The sequence below is a fragment of the Burkholderia sp. AU31652 genome, assembly GCF_002223155.1.
Classification (GTDB): Bacteria; Pseudomonadota; Gammaproteobacteria; order Burkholderiales; family Burkholderiaceae; genus Burkholderia.
Genome location: NZ_NKFG01000003.1, coordinates 322,785 through 347,001, shown reverse-complemented (window position 1 = coordinate 347,001; position 24,217 = coordinate 322,785). Strand labels below are relative to the sequence as shown.

Here is a 24,217-nt window from a genome sequence, read left to right as displayed (position 1 = left end):
GCCGGGTCGCGCGCAAATCGGGCGCGGCTGCGTCGCACAATGTAATCCAGCGCCCGCGGAAGCGCAAAGCTTTTGACGCGGGGCCGCCCGCCACTGTCGCCGCGGGGCCGCGCCAGGCCGCCCCACTCGCGCACGCCCGGTGAAACCGGGTACCATCGCCGCGAGCATCGGCGTCGTCCATGACAACCGTCCGATCGTCACCGATACGTCACGCCAGCGTCATCCGCCGCCCCCATGAAGCCAGCCCGCCCTCGCCCGCCTCGCCGCATCCTCGCCCGCTTCGTCGCGGTATCGTGGCGCGACCTCGCGCTGTCGATCGGCCCGACCGTGCTGCTCGCCGGCGCGGCCGTCTGGCTCGCGGTCAAGCTGATCCAGCCGGCCCCGCCGTCCACGCTCGTGATCTCGTCCGGGCCGCCCGGCAGCACGTACTGGAACGCCGCGCAGAAATACAAGACGATCCTCGCGAAGAACGGCGTCACGCTCGACGTCCAGTCGTCCGAAGGGTCTGCCCAGAACCTCGCGCGGCTGTCGAACCCGAACGCGCCGGTCGACGTCGGCTTCGTGCAGAGCGGCATCGGCCCGAAGGAGCGCGACGAACACCTCGTGTCGCTCGGCAGCATCGGCTACGTGCCGCTCGCGATCATGTATCGCGGCCCGGTCGTCGCGCGCCTGTCCGACTTCAAGGGCAAGCGGCTCGCGCTCGGCGCGGAGGGCAGCGGCGCGCGCGAGCTGAGCCTCGCGCTGCTGAAGATGAACGGCATCGTGCCGGGCGGCTCGACCGAGCTGCTGCCGACCGCCGGCGAGGACGCGGCCACCGCGCTGCTCGACGGCAAGATCGACGCGGCGTTCCTGTCCGGCGACTCGACGCAGATCCCGGTGATGGCGAAACTGTTCCGCGCGCCGGGCGTGCACGTGTATTCGTTCACGCAGGCCGAGGCGTACGCGCGGCGCTTTCCGTACCTGACCGCGATCACGCTGCCGATGGGGGTCTACGATCTCGGCCGGAACCTGCCGCCCGCCGACATCCACACGGTCGCGCCGACCATCGAACTCGTCGCGCGCGACTCGCTGCACCCCGCGTTGTCCGACCTGCTGATCGAGGCCGCGCGCGAGGTGCACGGCCACGCGACGATCCTGCAGCACGCGGGTGAATTCCCGTCGCCCGTCACGCGTGGCTTCCAGCTCTCCGACGACGCCGCGCGCTACTACAAATCAGGCAAGACCTTCCTGTACCGGCGGCTGCCGTTCTGGGTCGCGAGCCTCGTCGACCGGCTGCTCGTCGTGGTCGTGCCGCTGATCGTCGTGCTGATCCCCGGGCTGCGGCTCGTGCCGTCGCTGTACGGCTGGCGCGTACGCTCGCGCATCTACCGCTGGTACGGCGCGCTGATCGCGCTCGAGCGCAGCGCGCTCGGCGAGCACACGGCCGAGGAGCGCGTGCAGTTGCTCGACGAGCTCGACGACATCGAGGAAGCCGTGAACCGGATGAAGATGCCGCTGGCCTATGCCGGGCAGTTCTACGTGCTGCGCGAGCACATCGGTTTCGTGCGCGAACGGCTCACCGCGCACGATCAGGACACGCCGGCCAGCCCGCCGGGCGCAGGCGGCCCGCCGCAGGCACGGGCCGAAGCCGCGCCGCCGGCCGGCACGCCCCCCCGGGCGACTCCCGGTTCCGCGTGAGCGGACGATCCGCGATCATTGCTGCATGCGCGCGCCGCCGCGTAACATGGAGGCCGCCGCCAGGCGCCGCACGCCCCACCTTCTGGAGATCGCCATGACAACCGGCCTCGACACCGCCCAACCCGCCTGGTTCTACGACTTCGTGTCGCCGTTCTCCTACCTGCTCCTCGAACAGCTCGACAAATGGCCGGACGTGCCGTTCGAGCCCGTCGCGGTGTCGCTGCCCGACCTGCAGCGCCACTGGGGGCAACGCTCGAGCGCGGACGTGCCCGCCAAGCGCGTGTTCACGTACCGTCACGCCCTGTTTCGCGCGGAGCAGCTCGGCATCCGCTTCAAGATGCCGCCCGCCCATCCGTTCGATTCCGACAAGGTGTTGCGCCTCGCGATCGCGCTGCGCGCCGACATCGCGACCGTGCTGGAAATGTTCCGCTTCATCTGGCACGACGGCAACGACCCGTCGACGCCGGAAGGCTTCGCGGCACTGTGCGAGCGCGTCGGCGTCGGCCACGGCGACGAGCTGATCGAATTCGAGGAGACGAGCGCGCAGTTGCGCCGCAACACCGACGACGCGATCGCGCTCGGCGTGTTCGGCGTGCCGACCTTCTGGATGAACCGGCAGCTGTTCTGGGGCGAGGACGCGCTGCCGATGGTGCTGTACTGCGCGCGCACGCCGAACTGGCTCGAATCGCGCGAGGTCAAGCGGATCAGCGCGCTGCCGAAGGGCCGTGTGTGATGGCCGGTATCACGCACGCCAATGCGCGGCTGCGGTAAGGTTACGCTTCCCCGCAATCCCCGCCTACGATGGAAGAAGACGACCGTACCGCCTCGCTCGATATCTGGCTCGTGCGCGTGTTGCGCACGCTGCTGCTCGAGCGCAGCGTCACGCAGGCCGCGCTGCGGCTGAACCAGACCCAGCCGGCGATCAGCACCGCGCTGCGCAAGCTGCGCGAGACGCTGAACGACCCGATCCTCGTGCGCGGCAAATCCGGCATGGTCCCGACCGAATACGGCGCGTCGCTGCTCGAGGCCGCGCAGCGCGCGCTGCGCGAGGTCGACTTCATCGCGACGCCGCACGGCGACTTCGATCCGTCGTCCGCACGGCGCACGTTCCGCGTCGCCGCACCCGATTACCTGAACGATTTCTTCATGCCGACGCTGATCGAGCGCTTTCGCGACGCGGCGCCGCATGCCCATCTGGAAATCGATTCGCTGAATCCCGCACTAGATCACGCGGGCGCGCTCGAATCGGGCGCGCTCGATCTCGTGATCGGCAACTGGCCGAAGCCCGACCCGCAGTTCGCGCGCCAGGACCTGTTCTCCGACACGATCGTGTGCCTGATGCGCGATGCGCACCCGCTCGCACGCGTGCCGCTCACGCGTGAAGCGTACGCATCGGCCGCGCACGTCGCGCCGACGCCCTACACCGGCGACAAGCGCAACGCGATCGAGATCGGCCTGACACGCGCGCGCCTCACGCGGCGCATCGTGACGACGCTGCCCTACTTCGGCATCGTGCCGCAGGTGCTGCTGCAGTCGGACCTGATCTTCACGACGACGCGGCGCTTCGCGACGCACTATGCGCAGTTGCTGCCGCTCGTGGTCGTCACGCCGCCCGTGCCGTTCCCGCGCATCAAGAGCTACCTGCTCACGCATCCGCAGCCCGACCGCCCGACCGACATCGCGTGGCTGTGCGCGCTGATGCAGAGCGTGTCCGACGAGCTGACGGTTCCCCGCAGCCGCAAGCGCTGAGCCGCGGCACAAAGCGCGGCGCGGCCGCTCGAGTTCAGGCCGTGCAGAAGGTTTCCTGCAGATGGGTCCAGCGCACGACACCCGCCGCGTCGCGCTCGAACACGGCGGTTGAACGGCGCGCGGGCAGCTCGCCCGACGCTGCGTGCTGCGCTTCGAGATAGGTGAGCGTCGCATGCGACGCATCGGCCGCGAGCACGCGGGTGTCCGACAGCGTAATGCGCAGCCCCGGTTTCGCGCCGGCGAGCTTTTCGAACAGCGCGCGCGTACCGTCGTGATCGACGACGCGGCCGTCGGTCAGGATCATCGTGAATTCGGCGGAAAACGCGGCGAGCAGCGCATCGAGCGCCTCGGGCGCGGCATCGACGCCGGACAGCCAGCGCTCGATGGCGACGAGGCTCGCATCGAGCGCGTCGAGATAAACCTGATGATCGGACATGGCACGTGCACGGTAAGGCGCGGCCGGATGCCGCGCGTCGTCGTGCAGTGTATGCAAAATTGCGCGGCCCCGCGCTGGCCGCGCGGCGCTACCGCGCGCAGGACACGTCGTCGCGCACACGCCCCGAAGCGGCGGCCTTCGCGTCGGCCACCGGCATGCCCGAGCGCGCCTGCAGCAGCTCCGCGCACACGGCCACCGCGATCGCGCCCGGCGCCTTGTCGACGATGCCCGCGACACCGATCGGGCACACCATCTCCACGAGCCGCGCCGGATCGACGCCGCGCGCGGCAAGCCGGCGCTCGAACTTCACGCGCTTGGTGCGCGAACCGATCATCCCGAAGTACGCGTAGTCGCGCCGCCGCATGATCTGCGCGGCGAGCGAGAAGTCGAGCGCGTGGTTGTGCGTCATCACGAGGAAGTACGCGCCGGGCGGCGCGGCGTCGACGACCGCCTCCGGCGTGTCGGTCGGCTCCGGCTGCACGTTCGGCGGACATTCGTCCGGGAACAGCTCGTCGCGCGTGTCGACCCACTGCACGACGCACGGCAGCGCGCCGAGCAGCGTGACGAGCGCGTGACCGACGTGCCCGGCGCCGAACAGCACGATGTGCATCGGCGCGGGCGTGCCGGTCGCGCGGTTGCGCTGGCCGGTGCCCGGCGCGAACGCCGGAGTCGACGCGGTGCGGAGCGAGCGGGCGGGGCCGTTCATGTCAGCCTCCGCCGGGCCGCCCCAAGGAGGCTGACCACCCCCTCGGGGGACAGTGAACGAAGTGAGCGTGGGAGGCGTTTCATCTCAGCCTGCCTGACCGGCGCGTGCCGCACGCACCGCGCTGACCGCACGCAGGATCGACTCGCCGGTCGCCGGCGCATCGAGCGGCGGGTTCACCTTGTAATCGCCGACCGCGGCCACCGCATCGCGCACCGCGAAGAACACCGAGAACGGCAGCAGCAGCGGCGGCTCGCCGACGGCCTTCGACCGGTGGATGCTGTCCTCGACGTTGCGGTTCTTGAACAGCTTCACGTTGAATTCCGGCGGCGTGTCGTTCACCGTCGGGATCTTGTACGTGGACGGCGCATGCGTCATCAGCTTGCCGCCCTTGTTCCACCACAGCTCCTCGGTCGTGAGCCAGCCCATCCCCTGGATGAACGCGCCTTCGACCTGGCCGATGTCGAGCGCCGGGTTCAGCGACGCCCCCACGTCGTGCAGCGCATCGACGCGCAGCGTGCGCATCTCGCCCGTCAGCGTGTCGATCACGACTTCCGACACGGCCGCGCCGTACGAGTAGTAGTAGAACGGCCGGCCCTGCAGCTTCGACTGATCCCAGTACAGCTTCGGCGTCGCGTAGAAACCATCGGACCACAGCTGCACGCGCGCGAGGTACGCCTTCGCGATCACTTCGCCGAACGGCACGCCGTTGCCGCCCACCCACACGAAGTCGTTGGCGAACTTCACGTCGGCCGCATCGACCTTGCCGTCGCCGAACTGCTTCGCCGCGAACACCGCGAGCCGCTCGCGCAACTGGCGCGCCGCATCCTGCGCGGCCTTGCCGTTCAGGTCCGAGCCCGTCGACGCAGCGGTCGCGGAGGTGTTCGCAACCTTGCTGGTGTCGGTCGCCGTCACGCGGATCCGGCCGAAGCGGATGCCGAGCTCGTGCGCGACGACCTGCGCGACCTTCGTGTTGAGCCCCTGCCCCATCTCCGTGCCGCCGTGGTTCACGAGCACCGAGCCGTCGGTGTAGATGTGCACCAGCGCGCCGGCCTGGTTGAAGTGCGTGACGTTGAACGCGATGCCGAACTTCACCGGCGTGATCGCGATGCCCTTCTTCAGCACCGTGTTGCGTGCGTTGAATTCGCGCACGCCCGCACGCCGCGCGCGGTAGTCGCTCGTCGCTTCGAGTTCGCCGAGCAGCTCCTGCAGCACGTTGTCCTCGACCGTCTGCCCGTACGGCGTGACGTTGCGTTCGGTCTTGCCGTACAGGTTCGCATAGCGGACGTCGAGCGGATCGCGATCGAGCGCGCGCGCGACGTCGTCGAGGATGTACTCGATCGCGAACGCCCCCTGCGGGCCGCCGAATCCGCGGAACGCGGTGTTCGACTGCGTGTTGGTCTTGCCGCAGTAGCCGGCGATGTTCACGTCGCCCAGCCAGTACGCGTTGTCGAAGTGGCACACCGCGCGCGTCATCACCGGGCCCGACAGGTCGGCCGAGAAACCGCAGCGCGACGTCATGTCGAGCGCGACGCCGTCGATGCGGCCATCGTCGTCGTAGCCGACGTCGAAGCGGTAATGGAAGTCGTGCCGCTTGCCGGTGATCATCATGTCGTCGTCACGGTCCGGACGCAGCTTCACCGGGCACAGCAGCTTCCACGCGGCGAGCGCCGCACAGCACGCGAACAGGCCCGACTGCGATTCCTTGCCGCCGAACCCGCCGCCCATGCGGCGGCATTCGACGAGCACGTTGTGCGACGCGACGCCGAGCACGTGCGCGACGAGATGCTGCATCTCGCTCGGGTGCTGCGTCGAGCAGTACACGTGCATCCCGTCGTCGTCCTTCGGCACGGCGTACGCGATCTGCCCTTCGAGGTAGAACTGCTCCTGGCCGCCGAGCAGCATTTCGCCCGACTCGCGGTGCGGCGCGACGGCGAGCCGCGCGGCCGCGTCGCCGCGTGCGAGCTTCAGCGGCGGGATCACGTAGGTTTCGGCCGCGCGCGCTTCCTGCGCGGTGAGGATCGCCGGCAGCTCCTCGTAGTCGACCTGGGCGCGGCGCGCGGCGAGCCGCGCGGTTTCATGCGACGTCGCGACGACGATGAACATCGGCTGGCCGACGAACTGCACGATGCCCTTCGCGAGCACCGGGTCGTCGTGGATGATCGGGCCGCAATCGTTGACGCCCGGGATGTCGTCGGCCGTGAACACGGCGACTACGCCCGGCGTCGCGCGCACCGCATCGAAGTTCATCGACACGATCTTCGCGTGCGGCTTCGCCGACAGGCCGAGCGCCGCGTGCAGCGTGCCCGCGACGACCGGGATGTCGTCGGTGTAGGTGGCACGCCCGCTGACGTGCAGGTGCGCCGATTCGTGCGCGCGCGATACGTGGACCTGCGCGGCGTCGGCTTGCGGGTCGAGGGTGCTCAGGAACGGTTCTGCTTGCTGGTTCATGTTCGGTGTTCTCCGTCTTCAGACGCGCGCCGCGTCGGTGCCGAGTTCGGCGGCCACTTCACGCACATTCAGGGCTTGCGGCGGCAGCGGGTCGTGCGGGCGCGTCTCCAGCCAGAAGCGATACATCAGGTTCTTCGCGGTATCGAGGCGGTACGTGCTCGTCGCGCGCATGTCGGACAGCGGCTGGTAGTCGCGCTCGAGCGCCTGCATCGCGGCCTGCGCGGTGGCTTCGTGCCACTGCGCGCCGTCGAGCACGGCTTCCGTCTGGGTCGCGCGCTTCGGCGTCGCTGCCATCCCGCCGAACGCGATGCGCGGCTCGCGGATCGTGTCGCCGTCCGCAATGAACGCGAACGCCGCGCACACGGCCGAGATGTCGGAGTCGAACCGCTTCGACAGCTTGTACGTGCGGAACTGCAGCTTCTCGCGTGCGCCGGTGCGGGTCGGCACCTTCAGGCCGACGACGAATTCGTGCGGCGCCATGTCCTTCTGCTGATAGCCCGTGTACAGCGCCTCGAGCGGCAGCTCGCGCACCGTGTCGCCGCCGCGCAGCACCACGCGCGCGCCGAGCGCGATCAGGCCCGGCATCGAATCGCCGATCGGCGAGCCGTTCGCGACGTTGCCGCCGATCGTGCCCGCGTTGCGGATCGGCAGCGACGCGAAGCGCTTCCACATCTCGGTCAGTTCCGGATACGGGCCGGCCAGCGCCGCATACCCTTTCTCGACCGTCACGCCAGCACCGATTTCGATCCAGTCGTCGCCGTGCACGATGTTCTGCAGTTCGGCGATCTGGCCGACGTAGATCAGGTCGTCGAGCCGGCGCATCTGCTTGGTGACCCACAGGCCGATGTCGGTGCTGCCCGCGAGAATGCGCGCGTCGGGCCGCTCGGCCTTCAGCGCGGCCAGCGCGTCGAGCGTGCGCGGCGCCGCGAAGCGCGCGCCGTTGATCGTCGTGTAGTCGAACGTATCGTCGCGCTTGAGCGACGCGAGCGTACGGGCCAGCGCGGCGGTGTCGACCGGCGCCGACGGTGCCGGTGCACCTTCGCCGGCCGCGTCGAACATCTGCACGGCCGCATCGACGATCGGGCGATAGCCGGTGCAGCGGCACAGGTTGCCCGTCAGCGCATCGGCGATCTCGGTGCGCGTCGGCACGTCCTTCGCCTTCGCGCACGTGCCGGCACGGCCGCAGCCTTCGTGGCCGTGCTTCTCGTACAGCGCCCACATCGACATCACGAAGCCGGGCGTGCAGAACCCGCATTGCGAACCGTGGCAGTCGACCATCGCCTGCTGCACCGGATGCAGCGCACCGTCCGGCTGGCGCAGGTCCTCGACCGTCAGCAGCGCCTTGCCGTCCAGCGTCGGCAGGAACTGGATGCATGCGTTGACGGCCTTGAACTCGACCGCGCCGGCGTCGGTCAGCTCGCCGACGACGACCGTGCACGCGCCGCAGTCGCCTTCCGCGCAGCCTTCCTTGGTGCCGGTGCAATGCGCGTCCTCGCGCAGGTATTGCAGCACGGTGCGGGTAACGTCGGCGCCGCTGACTTCGCGGATCGCGTGACGATGGTAGAAGCGGATCGGCTCACTCATGTCTCGATGGTTCTTCAAATGGGGGGCAAGGCGGCCCGCGCTGTGCGCTCGACCGACGTTTTTCTGACAGTTTGCACGCTATCACCATCAAATTTCGCAACCCATAGCCCATCACGCATGGGGCCCATATAACTGCCGCGATATGAGCGCCGGGCCGGCCCGACGGCCTTTCCACACGGTGCTCCCAGCCCCTTCCCTGCTTCCCCGCGACCGCCCGGGATCCTCGAAATCAGGTCGCGATTAACTAAATGGTACCTGCGTGAAAACCGGTTCCATGGGAAAATCCCGATTCCCTTTTTCGCCGTCCTCTGCCCGTTTCGTTCATTCGTTCCGACCCCATGTCAACCGATTCCGCCACACCGCCGCGCAGCGGGTTCGCGGTCACGCTGCAAATCGTGTCCGTCGTCTGCTTCACGTTCATCTGCTACCTGACTATCGGCCTGCCGCTCGCGGTGCTGCCGGGCTTCGTCCATGACGACCTCGGCTTTTCCGCGATCGTCGCGGGCGGCGCGATCAGCGTCCAGTATTTCGCGACGCTCGCGTCGCGGCCGCTGGCCGGGCGCCTGGCCGATACGCTCGGCCCGAAGCAGACGGTGTTGCGCGGGCTGGTCGGTTGCGGCGTGTCGGGCGTGCTGCTGCTCGTCGCGCTGCTGCTCGCGCACTGGCCGGTCGCGAGCCTCGTGCTGCTGGTCGCGAGCCGGCTCGTACTCGGCGTCGGCGAGAGCCTGTGCGGCACCGGCGCGATCCTGTGGGGCATCGGCCGGGTCGGCGTCACGCACAACGCGAAGGTGATCTCGTGGAACGGCATCGCGACCTACGGCGCGCTCGCGCTCGGCGCGCCGGTCGGCGTCGCGATCGCGAATACGCTGAATCCGGCGCTGATCGGCGTGCTCGTGATCGCGCTGGCCGCGATCGGCTTCTACCTCGCGCGCCTGATCGCTTCGGTGCCGCTCGTGCACGGCGAACGGATGTCGTATGCGAGCGTGTTTACGCGGGTACTGCCGCACGGCCTCGGCCTCGCGCTCGGCTCGGCCGGCTTCGGCTCGATCGCGACCTTCGTCACGCTGTACTACGCGGCGCGCCACTGGCCGAACGCCGCCCTGTCGCTGACCGTGTTCGGCACGCTGTTCATCGGCGCGCGCCTGCTGTTCGCGAACACGATCAAGACCTACGGCGGCTTCCGCGTCGCGATCGTGTCGTTTGCATTCGAATGTTCGGGCCTGCTGCTGCTGTGGCTCGCGCCGGTGCCGCACATCGCCCTCGTCGGCGCCGCGCTGACCGGCTTCGGCTTCGCGCTGATCTTCCCGGCGCTCGGCGTCGAGGCCGTCGCGCTCGTGCCGCCCGCGAGCCGCGGCGCGGCGCTGTCCGCGTACTCGGTGTTCCTCGACTTGTCGCTCGGCATCACGGGCCCGCTCGCCGGCTATGTCGCGGGCGCGTTCGGCTATCCGCAGGTGTTCCTGTTCGCGGCGGTGGCGGCTGCCGCGGGCGTCGCGCTGTCGATGGTGCTGTACCAGCGGCAGGCACGGGTCGAGGGAAGCGGCGCGGCGGCATGAGAAGCGGGAGGCGCGTTGCCGCCCGCGCCACGCGGTGTCAACGCAGAAGTACGTTGAAGTCCCGCAATACGCGGACCGCATCGGGATGACGCCTGAATGGAACGGCGCGCCCGAGCGAGAGCTTCGGTTTGGCACGATCGAACAGCACGAGCGCTTCCGACGTGTTGAGATGGCGCGACATATACAAAAACCCGTCGACGCGACGGGGATGCCGGTGGACGGCAAGCGACCACAATTGCGGAACGTCGTACGGTGCGATGGTCGACAACGCACCGTCACCACCGAGATTTTTCAGCGGCAAGCCGTGCAGGACGGCGACGGTCAGCGGCGCGCCGTCAAATGAAAGGACGTAGCGATCGAGTTCGGTCGTCACGAGCGGAAAACCGCCCAGCACCAGATCGGCGACTTCGTCGTGCAGCACCGTCTCGGCGAATGCGCAATGCAGATCGAAGCCGAAATAGCTCGTGCCGTACCGCCGCCGCTTGCGCGGATCGTCGAAGCGATTGCCGCCCGATTGTCCGAAGTAAGGCTCGCCGGTCGCATATCGCGAGATACGCACCAGCGCCGTCGGCGCAACTTCGCGAGTCACCAGCGTTGCGCTCGCGAAATGTTCCCCCGGCGCCGTCAGCAAACCGACCACCTAGCGCTCGGCGAACGCCGTGGCGGCACGCTCGACTTCATCCACCTTCCCGCGCGACAGCGCGACGAGCGGCGTAACGTTGCCCAGGGACGCCTTCGGCGTCGTGAAGAACTGCCATTTGCTCCATCCCGGCAAACCGCCCAGACATTGGGTCACCTTGCCCAACGTCTTGCGATCGATGTCCCCCGCCAGGTAGAAGGCCGGGTAGTACTGTGCGGCGCCGACATCGACCGTGAAGATCCGGCCGGACGCTACGGCCTTGCTGAGCGCCTGCCGCGTCATGCCGAGGCCGACCCATGTCTGCGCGGCAGGCAGCAGCTTGCCGTCGGCGACCAGCATGCGCCGTTCCGCCTGCACCTGCCGCTCCGGATCGGCGACGACGCCCGCCGCCCGCTTCTTCCCGGCGGTCGGCTTCCTGTCGCGCGTCGCGGCCGCAGCGATGCCGAACGTGATCGTGCCGGCCAGATCGATGACCTGCGCGATGCCGACCTTGAACAGGTGTCCCAATTGCTCGTCAGACAGGCTGAGCAGCGCCCGCGCGCGATCCGGGCCGAGCATGGTCGCCGCGCCGACAGCGCTGCGCAGCGCTTCCTCCGTCTCGACGTCCAGAACGACGGCCGTCCCTTCCAGCGTATGAGCCCGCGCAATCATCATCACCTCCCGTCACGACCGGAATGATCAAGCGTAGCCCCGAAGCGAAACCAAGTCAACCGTGTCAACCGAATTGCCCGTTCGTCCCTTTCCTCGATCGTGCGTTCGCGCAGCCCCGTACTTCTCAGGCCGTCCGCAGAAACAACCGCCGCGTCAGGTCGAACGCGACCAGGTTGCCAGCCACCACCAGCAGCAGCCCGACCACCGCGAGCGGCGACCACTGGTAGCCCTCGAACACCGTCGACACGGCCAGCGCGACGATCGGGAACAGCACCGTGCAGTACGCGGCGCGCTCCGGCCCGATCCGGCCGACGAGGGTCAGATAGGCGGTAAAGCCGATCACCGAGCCTGGCACGGCCAGGTAGACGAGCGCGCCGAGATAACGCGGGCTCGTGTCGAGCGTGAACGGCATCCCGGCCACCACGCTGCCGACGGTCAGGATTGCCGCGCCGATCAGCATCGCCCAGCCGTTGGTCGCGAGCGGGTGCAGCCCCATCGACTGCATCCGGCTCGACAGCAGGTTGCCGATCGAGAAACACATCGTGCCCGCGAACGCGATCGCGAGCCCCGTCCACGTCGCGTGGTCGTCGAGATGGCCGGCCATCTGCTGCCAGAACAGGCACGCGATGCCGGCCAGCCCGAGCAGCGCACCGGCGATCGCCGACGGCCGCAGCGGACGGCCCATGAACAGGCGGCCGTTGATCGAGTTCAGCAGCGGCGCGGTCGAGAAGATCACCGCGACGAGGCCGCTCGGCACGACCTGCTCCGCATAGTAGAAGCACAGGAAATTCAGGCAGAACAGCGCGAAGCCCTGCGCGAGGAGAAAGCGCCACGCTTCGCGCGGCGGGCGCACCGGCCGGCGCATCACGCGCAGCAACGCGAACAGCACGGCGGCCGCGAGCCAGAAGCGCCATGCGATCGACACGGGCGGCGGCACGGCGCCGAGCTGCCATTTGATCGCGATCCAGGTGGTGCCCCAGATCAGCACGGTGACGAAATAAAGCGACAGGTTCATGGCGGCAACGATCCCAAAAGCAGGTGAAACGGATCCCGACTATGCCGCCGCCCGGCGCGCGCCGATTGTCCGGAATTGCGGTCTTTTTCGGGCCGCCGCACGCGGCGCCGCGCGCCCGCTTATACTCGGCCCATCATGAGCCTCTCCCTTTCCGCGCCCCCCGTCGACCACCCCGCCGCCCTGGCTGGCGGCGATCTGCCGTTCGGCCTGCAGTCGGTCTGCCGCACGCTCGCGGACGCGAACGCGACGCTCGAGCGCTTCGCGTGGCTCGGCGACCATCTGGCGATCGCCGAATGGACGCGGATCACCGACGAAAGCGAGACGGTCTACGAGCAGCCGGGCCACCACACGCTGTCGTGCTACCTCGACGGCGGTTACCGGACCGAACGCCAGCGCGTGCCGCGCTACGGCGCGCCGAGCCTGCTGTGCGCGCTGCCGGGCGACCATGAATCGCGCTGGTGGGTGCGCGGCGAGATGCACTTCATCCACCTGTATTTCCTGCCCGAACACTTCACGCAGCGCGCGATCCGCGAACTCGACCGCGAGCCGCGCGAGCTGAAGCTCGCCGACCGCACTTACTTCGAGGATGCGCGCGTCGCCGCGCTGCTGCGCTCGCTCGCGCTGGACGGCTGGGACGATGCCGACGAACGGCTGCGCGTGAACGAGACCGCGCACGAGGTGCTGAGCCTGCTGCTGCGCGGGCAGAGCACGAACCGCACCGACACGTCGTTCCGCGGCGGGCTCGCACCGGCCGTGCGCCGCCGCGTGCGCGACTACATCGACACGTACCTGACGCAACCGCTGACGCTCGGCGAACTCGCCGACGTCGCCGCGCTGTCCGAGTACCACTTCTCGCGGATGTTCCGGCTGTCGTTCGGCCGCGCGCCGCACGCGTGGGTGGCCGAACAGCGCCTCGCGCGGGCACGCGAGCTGCTGCGCACGACGGCGCTGCCGCTCGCGCAGATCGCGGCCGACTGCGGCTATGCGAACGCCGGCCACTTCAGCCATCGCTTCCGCGACGCACATGGCACGACGCCGAACACGTACCGGCGCGCGATGCAGGGCCGCTGAGCGCGGCCCCTTTCTTCGTTTCCCCGCTTACGCGCCGCGCCGCGACAGCTCCTGTTCGAGCGCCGCGACGCCGGCCGGCAGGTCGACCGGCACCTTCAGGTCGACCATCGTGCGGCCGAACGCATGCAGCGTGCGGAACAGGTTGTGTTCGCGGCACTGTTCGCCCATCTGCCCGATCCGTACGATCGGCAAGCCGAACGAGCCCGAGATCTCGACCTGATACTGCTTCGAGATATGGCCGCAGACCATTCCCGGCGTGAGTCCTTCCGGCGTCTCGATCCCGACCACTGAATTGAGCCGGCAGTCCTTCGGCGCGTAGAGCTTGAGCCCCATCGACTCGACGCCCGCCTGCAGCGCGAGCGAGCAGCGCAGGTGGCGCGCGAAGCGGCTTTCGAGCGTTTCCGCGCAGACGAGCCGCAGCGCTTCGTGCAGCGCGAGCACGCCGGACACGGGCGCCGTGTAGTGATAGCCCGCGTTGTGCCAGAAGTTTTCCGCGAGCGCCATGTCGAGGCACCAGTGCGCATTCGGTTCGGGGCGCTGCTTCATGCGGTCCCATGCGGCGTCGGAGAACGCGATCAGCGACACGCCCGGGATCGACGACAGCCCCTTCTGGCCGCCGGTGATCACCGCGTCGATGCCCCACGCGTCCATCTCGAGCGGCATCGTCGACAGCGTGCACACCGCGTCGACCACGACCAGCGCGCCGGCCGCCTTCGCGAGCGCCGCGATGTCGCGCAGGTCGCGGTTCCACACGGTGTTCGACGTCTCGCCCTGCACGATCGTGACGATCTCTGGCCGCTCGCGCGCGATGGCGTCCGCGATCTCGTCGAGACTGGCGACCGCGCGGTCGGCCACTTCGAGCGTCGCGACGTCGGCGCCGACGCGCGTGGCCATCTCGGCCATCCGCGCGCTGAAGAAACCGTTGCGGATCGACAGCACGCGCGTGCCGCGCCACGCGAGGTTCGAGATCGCCATTTCCATCGCGGCCGAACCGGGGCCCGCGACGCCGAGCACCCACTTCGTGCGGGTCTGGAACACGTAGCGCGCCATCTCCTTCACCTGCTCGATGATCTTCGCCATCGTCGCGCCGAGGTGGTTGATCACGACCGTGTTCGCCTTCGCGACGGCGGCCGGGATCGGGACCGGGCCGGCCCCCATCATCAGCAGCGGTTCTTCGGGCAGGATCGCGTCGAGCGGCACGACGACGGGACAGGGAATCGGCGAGTAATCGATGGACATGGCTGGTAAAAGGTGAGGAAAGGAAGTGCACGGGCGCCCGCCGCGCTGCATGGCGAACTGATCGATCATTCCGCGTTCCGCCGCCTCGCGCAAGAGGCGCGCGCGGCCGGACAGGGCGACGGTGGCCCGGTCGCCGAACCGGGCCAGCCGGCCGTGCGCGGGTCGCACGCCAGTCATCCGGATTGAAAACGGATTGCCGGCCAGGGTGTGAAACGGTTCCACTCGTGCGTCAAGCGCACGATTTTCTCCGTCAATAACATCGCGCTCCGTCGGCATCGACGCTTCAGCGCGACTTCCGTATCGATTGAAATAGACCCGATCCGTGATGAAAATCATCACCCAGAATCCGATACGCAAAACTCTCGCACAACCCAAAACACCCATTATTGCGGCATGAAATGGGGCGCGCTTCCTGGCAATACCTGAAAAAAACCACACAAATAGCCAACAACCCATTGAATTAAATAGACATTATTCGCACAAAAGATACCTATCCAATATCGTTCCACCTTTGAACGGCAGGCATGCCGGACAGCACTGCGTTTAACGCGTTACTCCCGATTTCGATTTTCCGCAACCCGCCGCTTTTCTCAGGTTGACGGATATCGCTCTGTATTGAACAATCGTCTGCGGAATCGAAGAAAACGATTTTTCGATACGACGAAAAACTGAGGGCCGCGCGATGCGCTTTCGAGGTCGCGCGGCGTAAAGCCACAACCATAATCAATCAACCGGGCCAGAAATACGCAAGCCATGAACCAGATTCAGACCATGCGTGTATTCGTCTGCGTCGCCGAGCAACAGAGCTTCCGGCGCGCGGCGCACCATCTCGGCGTGTCCAATGCACTCGTCACGCGTTCGATCGCGATGCTCGAGGGCCACCTGAACACCCGGCTGATCCACCGCACCACGCGGAACCTGTCGCTCACCGAGGCCGGCGTGCGCTACCTCGACGGGTGCCGGGCGCTGCTCGAGGAATTCGATCACCTCGAATCGTCCGTCGCGCATGCCGTGCGCGAACCGGCCGGCACGCTGCGCGTCGTCGCGTCGGGCCTGCTGTCGCCGCTTGCGCTGACGCCGCTCGTCAGCAGCTTCCGGCGCCGCTACCCCGAGTTGCGCGTGCAGCTGACCGTCGCCGAGGGGCCGCTCGACGTGCTCGATTCCGGGTACGACGTCGGCATCGTCACGGGCAACCGGTTCGACGGCAACCCGACGCTGGTCGGCCATGCCCTTTCACCGAACCCGTTCGTTGCGGTAGCGGCACCGGCCTATCTCGAGCGACGCGGCGAGCCGCGCCTGCCCGACGACCTGCCGGGCCACGACTGGGTCACGCTCGCACCGCACCAGCATGCGCCCGCGTGGCAACTGGTCGGCCACGACGGCGTCGCGCATTCCGTCACGGTGCGCCCGACCTGCACGGTCAACCAGCTCGCGCTCGTCCACGCGGCCGCCGTGGCCGGTGCGGGCATCGCGGTGCTGCCCGAGCCGTGCGTCGCCAGCGCGCTCGCCAGCGGCGCGCTCGTGCGGCTCATGGCCGGCTACCGGATCGACGATCCCGACACGCAGTTGTCGCTCGTCTATCCGAACCGCCAGTACGTGCCGGCCCGCACGCGCAGCTTCGTCGAGCACGCGCTCGATCACTTCAGCGCGCAGCCCGCCCGCGAACGCACCGATTACGGCTTCCTGCGGCCGTCGCGCGGGCCCGACCGCTCCGACATCGTCACGGGGCTGCAGTAAACTGCGCGCGTCAGCCTTCGGAGGTGCAGCGTGCGCGTGATCCTGTTCAGCAGCCGGCAGTACGACGACGATTCGTTTGCTGCCGCCAACCGGCGGTTCGGCTATCGGCTGCACTTCCAGCCGTCGCATCTCGACGCGGAAACCGCGATCCTCGCGCATGGCTATGACGTCGTCTGCCCGTTCGTCAACGACACCGTCGACGCGGCCGTCCTCGAACGGCTGGCGGACGGCGGCACGCGCCTGATCGCGCTGCGCTCGGCGGGCTTCAACCACGTCGACCTGGCCGCCGCCGAGCGGCTCGGCATCACGGTCGTGCGCGTGCCCGCCTATTCACCGCACGCGGTTGCCGAGCACGCGGTCGCGCTGATCCTCGCCCTCAACCGCCGCCTGCCGCGCGCCGTCGCGCGCACCCGCGAGGGCGACTTCTCGCTGAACGGCCTGCTCGGCTTCGACCTGCACGGCAAGACCGTCGGCGTGATCGGCACCGGCATCATCGGCAGCGTGTTCGCGAAGATCATGATGGGCTTCGGAATGCATGTGCTCGCGCATTCGGTGCCGCCGTACAACGACGAGCTAATCGCGTTCGGCGCGCGCTATGTCGCGCTCGACGAATTGCTGCACCACGCCGACATCGTCAGCCTGCACTGCCCGCTGCTGCCGTCGACGCACCATCTGATCAACGAACGGACGCTCGCGCGGATGAAGCACGGCGCGATGCTGATCAACACCGGGCGCGGCGGCCTCGTCGATGCGCAGGCGCTGGTCGACGCGCTCAAGAGCGGCCAGCTCGGCCATCTCGGGCTCGACGTGTACGAAGAGGAAAGCGGACTCTTCTTCGAGGATCACTCCGACCTGCCGCTGCAGGACGACGTGCTCGCGCGGCTGCTGACGTTCCCGAACGTGATCGTCACGTCGCACCAGGCATTCTTCACGCGCGAGGCGCTCGCCGAGATCGCGCACACCACGCTGTTGAACATCGAGGCGTGGCATGCCGGCACGCCGCAGAACGTCGTAACCGCGAATCGCTGAGAAATCGACGAAACCGGCTCATTTCATGGCCGCAAGCGATACCGCAATCGTTTGCTTTTGATCGCCGCTGAAAACACGACCTTTTGCATCAACAATTTCGCGCTTTGTTTCAAATGATGTAACGCGGCGCGTGTGCCGTCTGCTATCGTTGCGCCGACGTTATCCCGCCCCCACCCGTCCATGCGCTTCGACGATTCCGACCTCGCCGCCGTCTACCGCGCCATTTTCGAACGGCGCGACATGCGCCACTTCACGCCGGCGCCCGTCGATCCCGCCGTGCTCGCGCGCCTGCTGCGCGCGGCGCATCACGCACCGAGCGTCGGCTTCATGCAGCCGTGGCGCTTCATCCGCATCACCGATCCGGCGCTGCGCACCGCGATCCACGCGCTGGTCGAGGCCGAGCGCCGTGCGACCGCCGACGCGCTCGGCGAGCGCCAGGACGAATTCATGCGGCTGAAGGTCGAAGGCGTGCGCGAATGCGGCGAACTGCTGGTCGTCGCGCTCGCCGACGGCCGCGAGCGCCACGTGTTCGGGCGTCGCACGCTGCCGGAGATGGATCTCGCGTCCGCGGCGTGCGCGATCCAGAACATGTGGCTCGCGGCCCGCGCCGAAGGGCTCGGGATGGGCTGGGTATCGCTGTTCGACGTCGATGCGCTGCGCGCGCTGCTGCGGATGCCCGACGGCGCGAAGCCGATCGCGGTGCTGTGTGTCGGGCACGTCGACGCGTTCTATGCGAAGCCGATGCTCGAGCAGGAACGTTGGGCCGCACGGATGCCGATCGAAGCGTGCCTGTTCGAAAACGGCTGGGACGATCCGGCCGCGATCAATACCGCCGGCTCGCCTTCGTCCCCTGCCGACGCGGCGGACGCGGCCACGGAAACCGGGGCCGGCTCGGCAAGCGCTTCGACCACGAGCGTTGGCGGGACCCCCGAACGCATCGCCTGACGAGCCCCCCGCCGTCATCGTTCCGGCCACCGCAATTTCACCGCCGCAAAGGCTGCCGAATCCCACACTGTGAGCGCCACGCGGGCAATCCCGTCGCACGCCGGCAACAACCGTTTTGGCCCCAAGCATAGGGGTTTTCACTGAAGTAGAATCGCGGCTGTCGTTCGCCTTACCGCCCGCCCGTCCCGCGCATCCTGCGCCCGCCCGAGCGGCGGCTTTTCCCGAGCCCACCGCGATGCTCTTACCTCTTTTCGCCCTCGCCGTCGCCGCATTTGGAATCGGTACCACCGAGTTCGTGATCATGGGGCTGCTGCCCAATGTCGCGCGCGATCTTGGCGTGTCGATCCCGGCCGCCGGCATGCTCGTGTCGGGCTATGCGCTCGGCGTGACGATCGGTGCGCCGATCCTCGCGATCGTCACCGCGAAGATGCCGCGCAAGCGCGCGCTGATGGGCCTCATCGGCCTGTTCATCGCGGGCAACCTGTTCTGCGCGATCGCCCCGGGCTATGCGGTGCTGATGGCCGCGCGCGTCGTCACGGCGTTCTGCCACGGCGCGTTCTTCGGGATCGGCTCGGTGGTCGCGAGCAACCTCGTCGCGCCGAACCGTCGCGCGCAGGCGATCGCACTGATGTTCACCGGCTTGACCCTCGCGAACGTGCTCGGCGTGCCGCTCGGCACCGCGCTCGGCCAGGCATACGGCTGGCGCGCGACGTTCTGGGCCGTCACCGGCATCGGCATCGCCGCGGCCGCCGCGCTCGCCGTCTGCCTGCCCAAGAATCTCGCGATGCCCGACACCAGCATCACGCGCGAATTCAGCGTGCTGAAACATCCGCAGGTGCTGATGGTGCTCGGCATCAGCGTGCTCGCCTCGGCCAGCCTGTTCAGCGTGTTCACGTACATCACGCCGATCCTCGAGGATGTGACGGGCTTCTCGCCGCGCCAGGTCACCTACGTGCTGCTGCTGTTCGGCCTCGGGCTGACGGTCGGCGGCACGCTCGGCGGCAAGCTCGCCGACTGGCGCCGGATGCCGTCGCTGATCGCAACGCTCGCGCTGATCGGCGTGGTCCTCGCGCTGTTCGCGGGCACGATGCACCTGCCGTTCGCCGCGCTCGCGACGATCTTCGTGTGGGGCATCCTCGCGTTCGCGATCGTGCCGCCGCTGCAGATCCTGATCGTCGACCGCGCCAGCGACGCGCCGAACCTCGCGTCGACGCTGAACCAGGGCGCGTTCAACCTCGGCAACGCGACCGGCGCATGGCTCGGCGGGATGGCGATCGGCTCCGGCGTGTCGCTCGTGAACCTGCCGTGGGTCGGCGTCGCGATGGCCGTCGCGGCGCTCGCGCTCACGCTGTGGTCGGCGTCGCTCGAACGTCGACCGGTGGCCGTGCCGACCGAGTACGTCTGAAGCAACCCTGCTGAAATCGTTGCGAGCACAACTCCTATAGGGCCTGTTCCCGCTAATAACGGGCTTGCGCTGGCCGCCAGAAGGGCCGAGCGCAAGGATTGCGACGAAGCGAATACTCGACGTATTCGTGAGGAGCATGACGCCGCGATCGGCCCTTCTGGCGGCCAGCCCCACGAGTGATTTTTCCAAACAGGGGAACGTGCCTTGCCGGCCGTATTGCGGCGGCGATCGTCGCTTGTTTGGCTCGGCCAAACGGCGCTCCTCCTTTTGCGTTACGACCGGCAAGGCACGTTCGCAAGCCCGTTATTAGCGGGAACAGGCCCTATACCTGATGGCCTTCATGGACCTTTCAAGGTCCGCGGTGTAGCATCCCCGCCGATGAAAGCCATTCTTAATCGCGATTTCCTCGCACTCATTCTGAGCGTCGCGGTCGTCGGTCTCGGCACCGGCGCCACGCTGCCGCTCACCGCACTCGCGCTGACCGAAGCCGGACACGGCACCAACGTCGTCGGCATGCTGACGGCCGCGCAGGCCCTCGGCGGCCTCGCGATCGTCCCGTTCGTCACCGCGCTCGCGCGGCACATCGGCTCGCGCCGCGCGATCGTCGTGTCGGTCGTGCTGCTCGCGGCGGCCACCGCGCTGATGCAGTTCACGTCGAACCTGATCCTGTGGGGCGCGCTGCGCGTGCTGTGCGGTGCCGCGCTGATGCTGCTGTTCACGATCGGCGAGGCGTGGGTCAACCAGCTCGCCGACGATTCGACGCGCGGCCGCGTCGTCGCGATCTACGCGACCAATTTCACGCTGTTCCAGATGGCGGGCCCCGTGCTCGTGAGCCAGATCGCCGGGGCGACGAGCATCCGCTTCGCGCTGTGCGGCGCGCTGTTCCTGCTCGCGCTGCCGACGCTTGCGACGATCCGGCGCGCGCCGCTCGCCGGCGACGACGCGCATCACGAAGCGCACGGCCGCTGGCTCGACATCCTGCCGCGCATGCCCGCGCTGATCATCGGCACCGGCTTCTTCGCGCTGTTCGATACGCTCGCGCTGTCGCTGCTGCCGCTCTACGCGATGGATCACGGCGTCGCGAGCGCCACCGCCGTGCTGCTCGCGTCGATCATGCTGTTCGGCGATACCGCGATGCAGTTCCCGATCGGCTGGCTCGCGGACAAGCTCGGCCGCGAACGCGTGCACCTCGGCGCAGGCTGGATCGTGCTCGCCGGCCTGCCGCTGCTGCCGTTCGTGATCGCCAATCCGTGGCTGTGCTGGCCGCTCCTGTTCGTGCTCGGCGCGGCGGCCGGCAGCATCTACACGCTGTCGCTCGTCGCGTGCGGTGAACGCTTTCGCGGCGCGGCGCTCGTCACCGCGAGCTCGCTCGTGTCGGCGTCATGGAGCGCCGCGAGCTTTGGCGGCCCGCTGGTCGCCGGCGCGTTGATGGAACAACTGGGCAGCCACGCGCTGGTCGGCGTGCTGGTCGTCTGTGTCGCGGCGTTCGTCGCGGCCGCGCTGTGGGAGCGCCGCGTCGCGCCCCAACGCGCGGTCTGACACCGGGGCGCGAGCATACCACCGCGCGCCGCCCAAACGACGACGACACGAACACGCGCCGCCCGTCCACCGATACACCGGTCACACTGCGAAAACGACGACGGCCCGCGCAATGCGGGCCGTCATGCTCACGTGTGCGCCACGTTGCGCGTTACGCCTTCAACGCCGGCAGGATCTTGCCGACGCACGCGCCGAAGCCGACCCGATAACCGTCGCCCTGGCACCATCCGGCGAGCGTGAGCTCGTCGCCGTCCTCGATGAACGCGCGGCTGCCGCCACCGTTCAGCGCAACCGGCTCCTTGCCGTTCCACGTCAGTTCGAGCAGGCTGCCGAACGAATCCTTCGTCGGCCCGCTGATCGTGCCCGAACCCATCAGATCGCCCACGCGCGTGTTGCAGCCCGCGACCGTGTGATGCGCGAGCTGCTGCGCCATCGTCCAGTACATGTGCTTGAAGTTCGTGCGGCTGATCGACGTGGCTTCGGCCGCCCCTTCCTCACGTAGCGTCACTTCCAGCGCGATGTCGAACGCATGCTTGCCCGCGTGCCGCAGATACGCGAGCGGCTGCGGCGACTGCTCCGGCTGCGCGACGCGGAACGGTTCGAGCGCGTCGAGCGTGACGATCCACGGCGAGATCGTCGTCGCGAAGCCCTTCGAATTGAACGGCCCGAGCGGCACGTATTCCCACTGCTGGATGTCGCGCGCGCTCCAGTCGTTCAGCAGCACCATCCCGAAGATATGCGCTTCCGCGTCCTCGCACGCGATCGGCTCGCCAAGCGCGTTGCCCTTCCCGACGATGAAACCCGTCTCCAGTTCGATGTCGAGCTTGCGGCAGGCACCGAACACCGGGCGCTCCTGGTCGGGCAGCTTCAGTTGCCCGTTCGGGCGCCGCACCGGCGTGCCGCTCACGACCACCGACGACGCGCGGCCGTTGTAGCCGATCGGCATCTCCGACCAGTTCGGCAGCAGCGCATTCTTCGGATCACGGAACATCGAGCCGACGTTGGTCGCGTGCTCCTTCGACGAATAGAAATCGGTGTAGCCGGGAATCTCGACCGGCAGATGCAGCGTCGCGTCGCGTTGCGCGACGAGCACCTGTGCGCGCAGCGCCGTATCGTCACGCAGCCGTGCGTTGTCGCGCGAGAACAGGTCGGACAGCTGCACGCGCACGCTGCGCCATGCGTCGCGGCCGAGCGCGATGAATGCATTGAGCGTCGGCGCGGCGAACACGTCGGCGCCGGCCGGCAGCGTCACGAGGCCCGCACGCGCGAGCGCAGCGAGATCGACGATCTGGTCGCCGAGCGCCACGCCCGCACGGCGCGACGCTTGCTTCGCATCGCTGACGATCCCGAACGGCAGGTTCTGGATCGGGAAATCGCAGGCGGGATCGTTCGCCGTCTCGACCCAGCTCTTGCGGGCCGGGTCGAGCGTCGCGCGCCAGTCTTGGGTATCGCTCATTTTTGCTCCGGGTTGAAATGTTTCTTGATGCCTTGCCAGCATTCGAAGTAGTCGGCCTGCAGCTGCGCGGTGTCGAGCGCGTAGCGCGTCGGCCGGATCAGCGTGCGGGTTTCGAACATGAACGCCATCGTCGCGTCGACCTTGTGCGGCTTCGTCGTGTCGCTCGCGGACGCCTTCTCGAACGTGTCCGCGTCGGGCCCGTGGCCCGACATGCAGTTGTGCAGGCTCGCGCCGCCCGGCACGAAGCCTTCGGCCTTCGCGTCGTACGCGCCGTGCACGAGCCCCATGAATTCGCTCGCGACGTTGCGGTGGAACCAGGGCGGGCGGAACGTATCCTCGGCCGCGAGCCAGCGCGGCGGGAAGATCACGAAGTCGATCGTGTCGACGCCCGGCGTGTCGCTCTGCGACTGCAGCACCAGGAAGATCGACGGATCGGGATGGTCGTAGCTGATCGAGCCGATCGTATTGAACAGGCGCAGGTCGTATTTGTACGGCGCGTAGTTGCCGTGCCACGCGACGACGTCGAGCGGCGAATGGCCGATGTCCGCGCGCCACAGGCGGCCGTTCAGCTTCGCGATCAGTTCGAACGCGCCTTCGCGGTCCTCGTACGCGGCTTGCGGCGTCAGGAAGTCGCGCGGGTTCGCGAGACCGTTCGAGCCGATCGGGCCGAGGTCCGGCAGGCGCAGTTGCGCGCCGAAGTTCTCGCAGATGTAGCCGCGCGCGTCGCCGTCCGGCAGCGTGACGGCAAAACGCACGCCGCGCGGGATCACCGCGATCTCGAACGGCTCGATGTCGACCCGGCCGAATTCGGTCGCGATGAACAGCCGCCCGTGCTGCGGCACGATCAGCAGTTCGCCGTCCGCGCTGTAGAAGAAGCGGTCCTGCATCGAGCGGTTCGCCGCGTACAGGTGGATCGCGCAGCCGTTCATCGCAGCGGCCGAGCCGTTGCCGGCCATCGTCACGAGCCCGTCGACGAAGTCGGTCGGCTCGACCGGCATCGGCAGCGGATCCCAGCGCAGCTGGTTCGGCGGTGTCGGCGGTACGTCGGCCGAATCAGCGAATTCCGACACGAGCCGCTGCGGGCCCGCATACGGCTCGAACGACCGGTGCACGGCCGCCGGGCGAATACGGTACAACCACGAGCGGCGGTTGTGGCCGCGCGGCGCGGTGAACGCCGTGCCCGACAGCTGCTCCGCGTACAGCCCGTACGGCGCGCGCTGCGGCGAGTTGCGGCCGTGCGGCAGCGCGCCGGGCAGTGCCTCGGTCGCGAATTCGTTCGCGAAACCGCTCTGGTAGCCGGCGGTTGCCGGTTTCGACAGGTCAAGCGTCATCGTTTC

General features: G+C 68.3%; 21 protein-coding genes. 11 read left to right on the top strand and 10 right to left on the bottom strand.

Going from position 1 to position 24,217, the window contains the following annotated elements; all coding sequences use genetic code 11:
* The first annotated feature begins 234 nt into the window (after nt 1-234).
* The 3 genes from CFB40_RS04210 (at nt 235) to CFB40_RS04200 (ending at nt 3,426) form a co-directional block, all read left to right on the top strand.
* Nucleotides 235-1,677 (top strand): TAXI family TRAP transporter solute-binding subunit, encoded by a 1,443-nt coding sequence (locus CFB40_RS04210; RefSeq protein WP_089424629.1) that lies wholly within the window; start codon nt 235-237, stop codon nt 1,675-1,677.
* A 94-nt stretch (nt 1,678-1,771) separates the two neighbouring features.
* Complete coding sequence (locus tag CFB40_RS04205; RefSeq protein WP_089430680.1) at nt 1,772-2,410, top strand: 2-hydroxychromene-2-carboxylate isomerase; 639 nt, start codon at nt 1,772-1,774, stop codon at nt 2,408-2,410.
* Nucleotides 2,411-2,478: 68 nt separating this feature from the next.
* Nucleotides 2,479-3,426 carry a LysR family transcriptional regulator gene (locus CFB40_RS04200; RefSeq protein WP_089424627.1) on the top strand — a complete coding sequence of 316 codons (948 nt, stop codon included), beginning with the start codon at nt 2,479-2,481 and terminating at the stop codon, nt 3,424-3,426.
* A 34-nt stretch (nt 3,427-3,460) separates the two neighbouring features.
* On the opposite strand, the gene CFB40_RS04195 is transcribed toward CFB40_RS04200, so the two are convergent.
* From CFB40_RS04195 to xdhA, 4 genes are all read right to left on the bottom strand, one after another.
* Nucleotides 3,461-3,862, bottom strand: a complete 402-nt coding sequence (locus CFB40_RS04195; RefSeq protein ID WP_089430679.1) for a polyketide cyclase — start codon at nt 3,860-3,862, stop codon at nt 3,461-3,463.
* Nucleotides 3,863-3,950: 88 nt separating this feature from the next.
* Nucleotides 3,951-4,568, bottom strand: a complete 618-nt coding sequence (gene xdhC, locus CFB40_RS04190; protein WP_089424625.1) for a xanthine dehydrogenase accessory protein XdhC — start codon at nt 4,566-4,568, stop codon at nt 3,951-3,953.
* An 84-nt stretch (nt 4,569-4,652) separates the two neighbouring features.
* Nucleotides 4,653-7,016 (bottom strand): xanthine dehydrogenase molybdopterin binding subunit, encoded by a 2,364-nt coding sequence (gene xdhB, locus CFB40_RS04185; RefSeq protein ID WP_089424624.1) that lies wholly within the window; start codon nt 7,014-7,016, stop codon nt 4,653-4,655.
* An 18-nt stretch (nt 7,017-7,034) separates the two neighbouring features.
* Nucleotides 7,035-8,600: a xanthine dehydrogenase small subunit gene (gene xdhA / locus CFB40_RS04180; protein ID WP_089424623.1), complete on the bottom strand. Its 1,566-nt coding sequence runs from the start codon at nt 8,598-8,600 to the stop codon at nt 7,035-7,037.
* Between the two features lie 338 nt (nt 8,601-8,938).
* Between xdhA and CFB40_RS04175 the strand changes: the two genes are divergently transcribed.
* On the top strand, nt 8,939-10,153 hold the full coding sequence (locus CFB40_RS04175; protein ID WP_089424622.1) for an MFS transporter: 1,215 nt from the start codon (nt 8,939-8,941) through the stop codon (nt 10,151-10,153).
* 37 nt (nt 10,154-10,190) lie between these two features.
* Here CFB40_RS04175 and CFB40_RS04170 read toward each other — a convergent pair whose 3' ends face one another.
* The 3 genes from CFB40_RS04170 to CFB40_RS04160 all read right to left on the bottom strand — a co-directional run bounded on the left by CFB40_RS04170 (nt 10,191) and on the right by CFB40_RS04160 (nt 12,459).
* Entirely contained in the window at nt 10,191-10,793 is a 603-nt protein-coding gene (locus CFB40_RS04170; protein ID WP_254600198.1) for an RES family NAD+ phosphorylase, read from the bottom strand.
* Complete coding sequence (locus tag CFB40_RS04165; protein WP_089425856.1) at nt 10,794-11,444, bottom strand: hypothetical protein; 651 nt, start codon at nt 11,442-11,444, stop codon at nt 10,794-10,796. It abuts the gene before it with no gap.
* Nucleotides 11,445-11,568: 124 nt separating this feature from the next.
* Entirely contained in the window at nt 11,569-12,459 is an 891-nt protein-coding gene (locus CFB40_RS04160) for a DMT family transporter (protein ID WP_089424621.1), read from the bottom strand.
* A 135-nt stretch (nt 12,460-12,594) separates the two neighbouring features.
* Here CFB40_RS04160 and CFB40_RS04155 point away from each other — a divergent pair, with 135 nt between their 5' ends.
* Nucleotides 12,595-13,530, top strand: coding sequence for an AraC family transcriptional regulator (locus CFB40_RS04155; protein WP_089430678.1), 936 nt, complete (start codon nt 12,595-12,597; stop codon nt 13,528-13,530).
* Nucleotides 13,531-13,557: 27 nt separating this feature from the next.
* Here the strand turns inward: CFB40_RS04155 and CFB40_RS04150 are convergent, their stop codons facing one another.
* Nucleotides 13,558-14,769, bottom strand: a complete 1,212-nt coding sequence (locus CFB40_RS04150) for a pyridoxal-phosphate-dependent aminotransferase family protein (RefSeq protein ID WP_089424620.1) — start codon at nt 14,767-14,769, stop codon at nt 13,558-13,560.
* A gap of 12 nt (nt 14,770-14,781) precedes the next feature.
* On the opposite strand from CFB40_RS04150, the gene CFB40_RS38540 reads away from it, so the two are divergent.
* The 6 genes from CFB40_RS38540 (at nt 14,782) to CFB40_RS04125 (ending at nt 21,424) form a co-directional block, all read left to right on the top strand.
* Nucleotides 14,782-14,955, top strand: a complete 174-nt coding sequence (locus CFB40_RS38540) for a hypothetical protein (RefSeq protein ID WP_179255245.1) — start codon at nt 14,782-14,784, stop codon at nt 14,953-14,955.
* A gap of 567 nt (nt 14,956-15,522) precedes the next feature.
* Nucleotides 15,523-16,506 (top strand): LysR family transcriptional regulator, encoded by a 984-nt coding sequence (locus tag CFB40_RS04145; protein WP_089424619.1) that lies wholly within the window; start codon nt 15,523-15,525, stop codon nt 16,504-16,506.
* Nucleotides 16,507-16,536: 30 nt separating this feature from the next.
* A complete protein-coding gene (locus tag CFB40_RS04140) occupies nt 16,537-17,535 on the top strand; it encodes a 2-hydroxyacid dehydrogenase (protein WP_089430677.1) in 999 nt (332 codons plus the stop codon).
* Between the two features lie 180 nt (nt 17,536-17,715).
* On the top strand, nt 17,716-18,480 hold the full coding sequence (gene bluB, locus CFB40_RS04135; RefSeq protein ID WP_089430676.1) for a 5,6-dimethylbenzimidazole synthase: 765 nt from the start codon (nt 17,716-17,718) through the stop codon (nt 18,478-18,480).
* A 235-nt stretch (nt 18,481-18,715) separates the two neighbouring features.
* A complete protein-coding gene (locus CFB40_RS04130) occupies nt 18,716-19,885 on the top strand; it encodes an MFS transporter (RefSeq protein ID WP_089430675.1) in 1,170 nt (389 codons plus the stop codon).
* 378 nt (nt 19,886-20,263) lie between these two features.
* Nucleotides 20,264-21,424 carry an MFS transporter gene (locus tag CFB40_RS04125; protein WP_089424615.1) on the top strand — a complete coding sequence of 387 codons (1,161 nt, stop codon included), beginning with the start codon at nt 20,264-20,266 and terminating at the stop codon, nt 21,422-21,424.
* 151 nt (nt 21,425-21,575) lie between these two features.
* Here the strand turns inward: CFB40_RS04125 and fahA are convergent, their stop codons facing one another.
* The gene (gene fahA / locus CFB40_RS04120; protein WP_089430674.1) at nt 21,576-22,880 is read right to left on the bottom strand and encodes a fumarylacetoacetase; all 1,305 of its coding nucleotides are present in this window, start codon (nt 22,878-22,880) and stop codon (nt 21,576-21,578) included.
* Entirely contained in the window at nt 22,877-24,211 is a 1,335-nt protein-coding gene (gene hmgA, locus CFB40_RS04115) for a homogentisate 1,2-dioxygenase (protein WP_089430673.1), read from the bottom strand. The genes fahA and hmgA overlap by 4 nt, the downstream gene beginning before the upstream one ends.
* Nucleotides 24,212-24,217 lie beyond the last annotated feature (6 nt).

What these genes read in the sequence shown, in the direction of transcription:
- CFB40_RS04125 (WP_089424615.1), top strand. Translation starts at nt 20,264, where the DNA reads ATGAAAGCCATTCTTAATCGCGATTTCCTCGCACTCATTCTGAGCGTC.
- CFB40_RS04175 (WP_089424622.1), top strand. Translation starts at nt 8,939, where the DNA reads ATGTCAACCGATTCCGCCACACCGCCGCGCAGCGGGTTCGCGGTCACG.
- CFB40_RS04195 (WP_089430679.1), bottom strand. Translation starts at nt 3,862, where the DNA reads ATGTCCGATCATCAGGTTTATCTCGACGCGCTCGATGCGAGCCTCGTC.
- CFB40_RS04165 (WP_089425856.1), bottom strand. Translation starts at nt 11,444, where the DNA reads ATGATTGCGCGGGCTCATACGCTGGAAGGGACGGCCGTCGTTCTGGAC.
- CFB40_RS04205 (WP_089430680.1), top strand. Translation starts at nt 1,772, where the DNA reads ATGACAACCGGCCTCGACACCGCCCAACCCGCCTGGTTCTACGACTTC.
- CFB40_RS04160 (WP_089424621.1), bottom strand. Translation starts at nt 12,459, where the DNA reads ATGAACCTGTCGCTTTATTTCGTCACCGTGCTGATCTGGGGCACCACC.
- fahA (WP_089430674.1), bottom strand. Translation starts at nt 22,880, where the DNA reads ATGAGCGATACCCAAGACTGGCGCGCGACGCTCGACCCGGCCCGCAAG.
- CFB40_RS04145 (WP_089424619.1), top strand. Translation starts at nt 15,523, where the DNA reads ATGAACCAGATTCAGACCATGCGTGTATTCGTCTGCGTCGCCGAGCAA.
- CFB40_RS04155 (WP_089430678.1), top strand. Translation starts at nt 12,595, where the DNA reads ATGAGCCTCTCCCTTTCCGCGCCCCCCGTCGACCACCCCGCCGCCCTG.
- CFB40_RS04130 (WP_089430675.1), top strand. Translation starts at nt 18,716, where the DNA reads ATGCTCTTACCTCTTTTCGCCCTCGCCGTCGCCGCATTTGGAATCGGT.
- xdhB (WP_089424624.1), bottom strand. Translation starts at nt 7,016, where the DNA reads ATGAACCAGCAAGCAGAACCGTTCCTGAGCACCCTCGACCCGCAAGCC.
- xdhA (WP_089424623.1), bottom strand. Translation starts at nt 8,600, where the DNA reads ATGAGTGAGCCGATCCGCTTCTACCATCGTCACGCGATCCGCGAAGTC.
- CFB40_RS04150 (WP_089424620.1), bottom strand. Translation starts at nt 14,769, where the DNA reads ATGTCCATCGATTACTCGCCGATTCCCTGTCCCGTCGTCGTGCCGCTC.
- bluB (WP_089430676.1), top strand. Translation starts at nt 17,716, where the DNA reads ATGCGCTTCGACGATTCCGACCTCGCCGCCGTCTACCGCGCCATTTTC.
- hmgA (WP_089430673.1), bottom strand. Translation starts at nt 24,211, where the DNA reads ATGACGCTTGACCTGTCGAAACCGGCAACCGCCGGCTACCAGAGCGGT.
- xdhC (WP_089424625.1), bottom strand. Translation starts at nt 4,568, where the DNA reads ATGAACGGCCCCGCCCGCTCGCTCCGCACCGCGTCGACTCCGGCGTTC.
- CFB40_RS04210 (WP_089424629.1), top strand. Translation starts at nt 235, where the DNA reads ATGAAGCCAGCCCGCCCTCGCCCGCCTCGCCGCATCCTCGCCCGCTTC.
- CFB40_RS04200 (WP_089424627.1), top strand. Translation starts at nt 2,479, where the DNA reads ATGGAAGAAGACGACCGTACCGCCTCGCTCGATATCTGGCTCGTGCGC.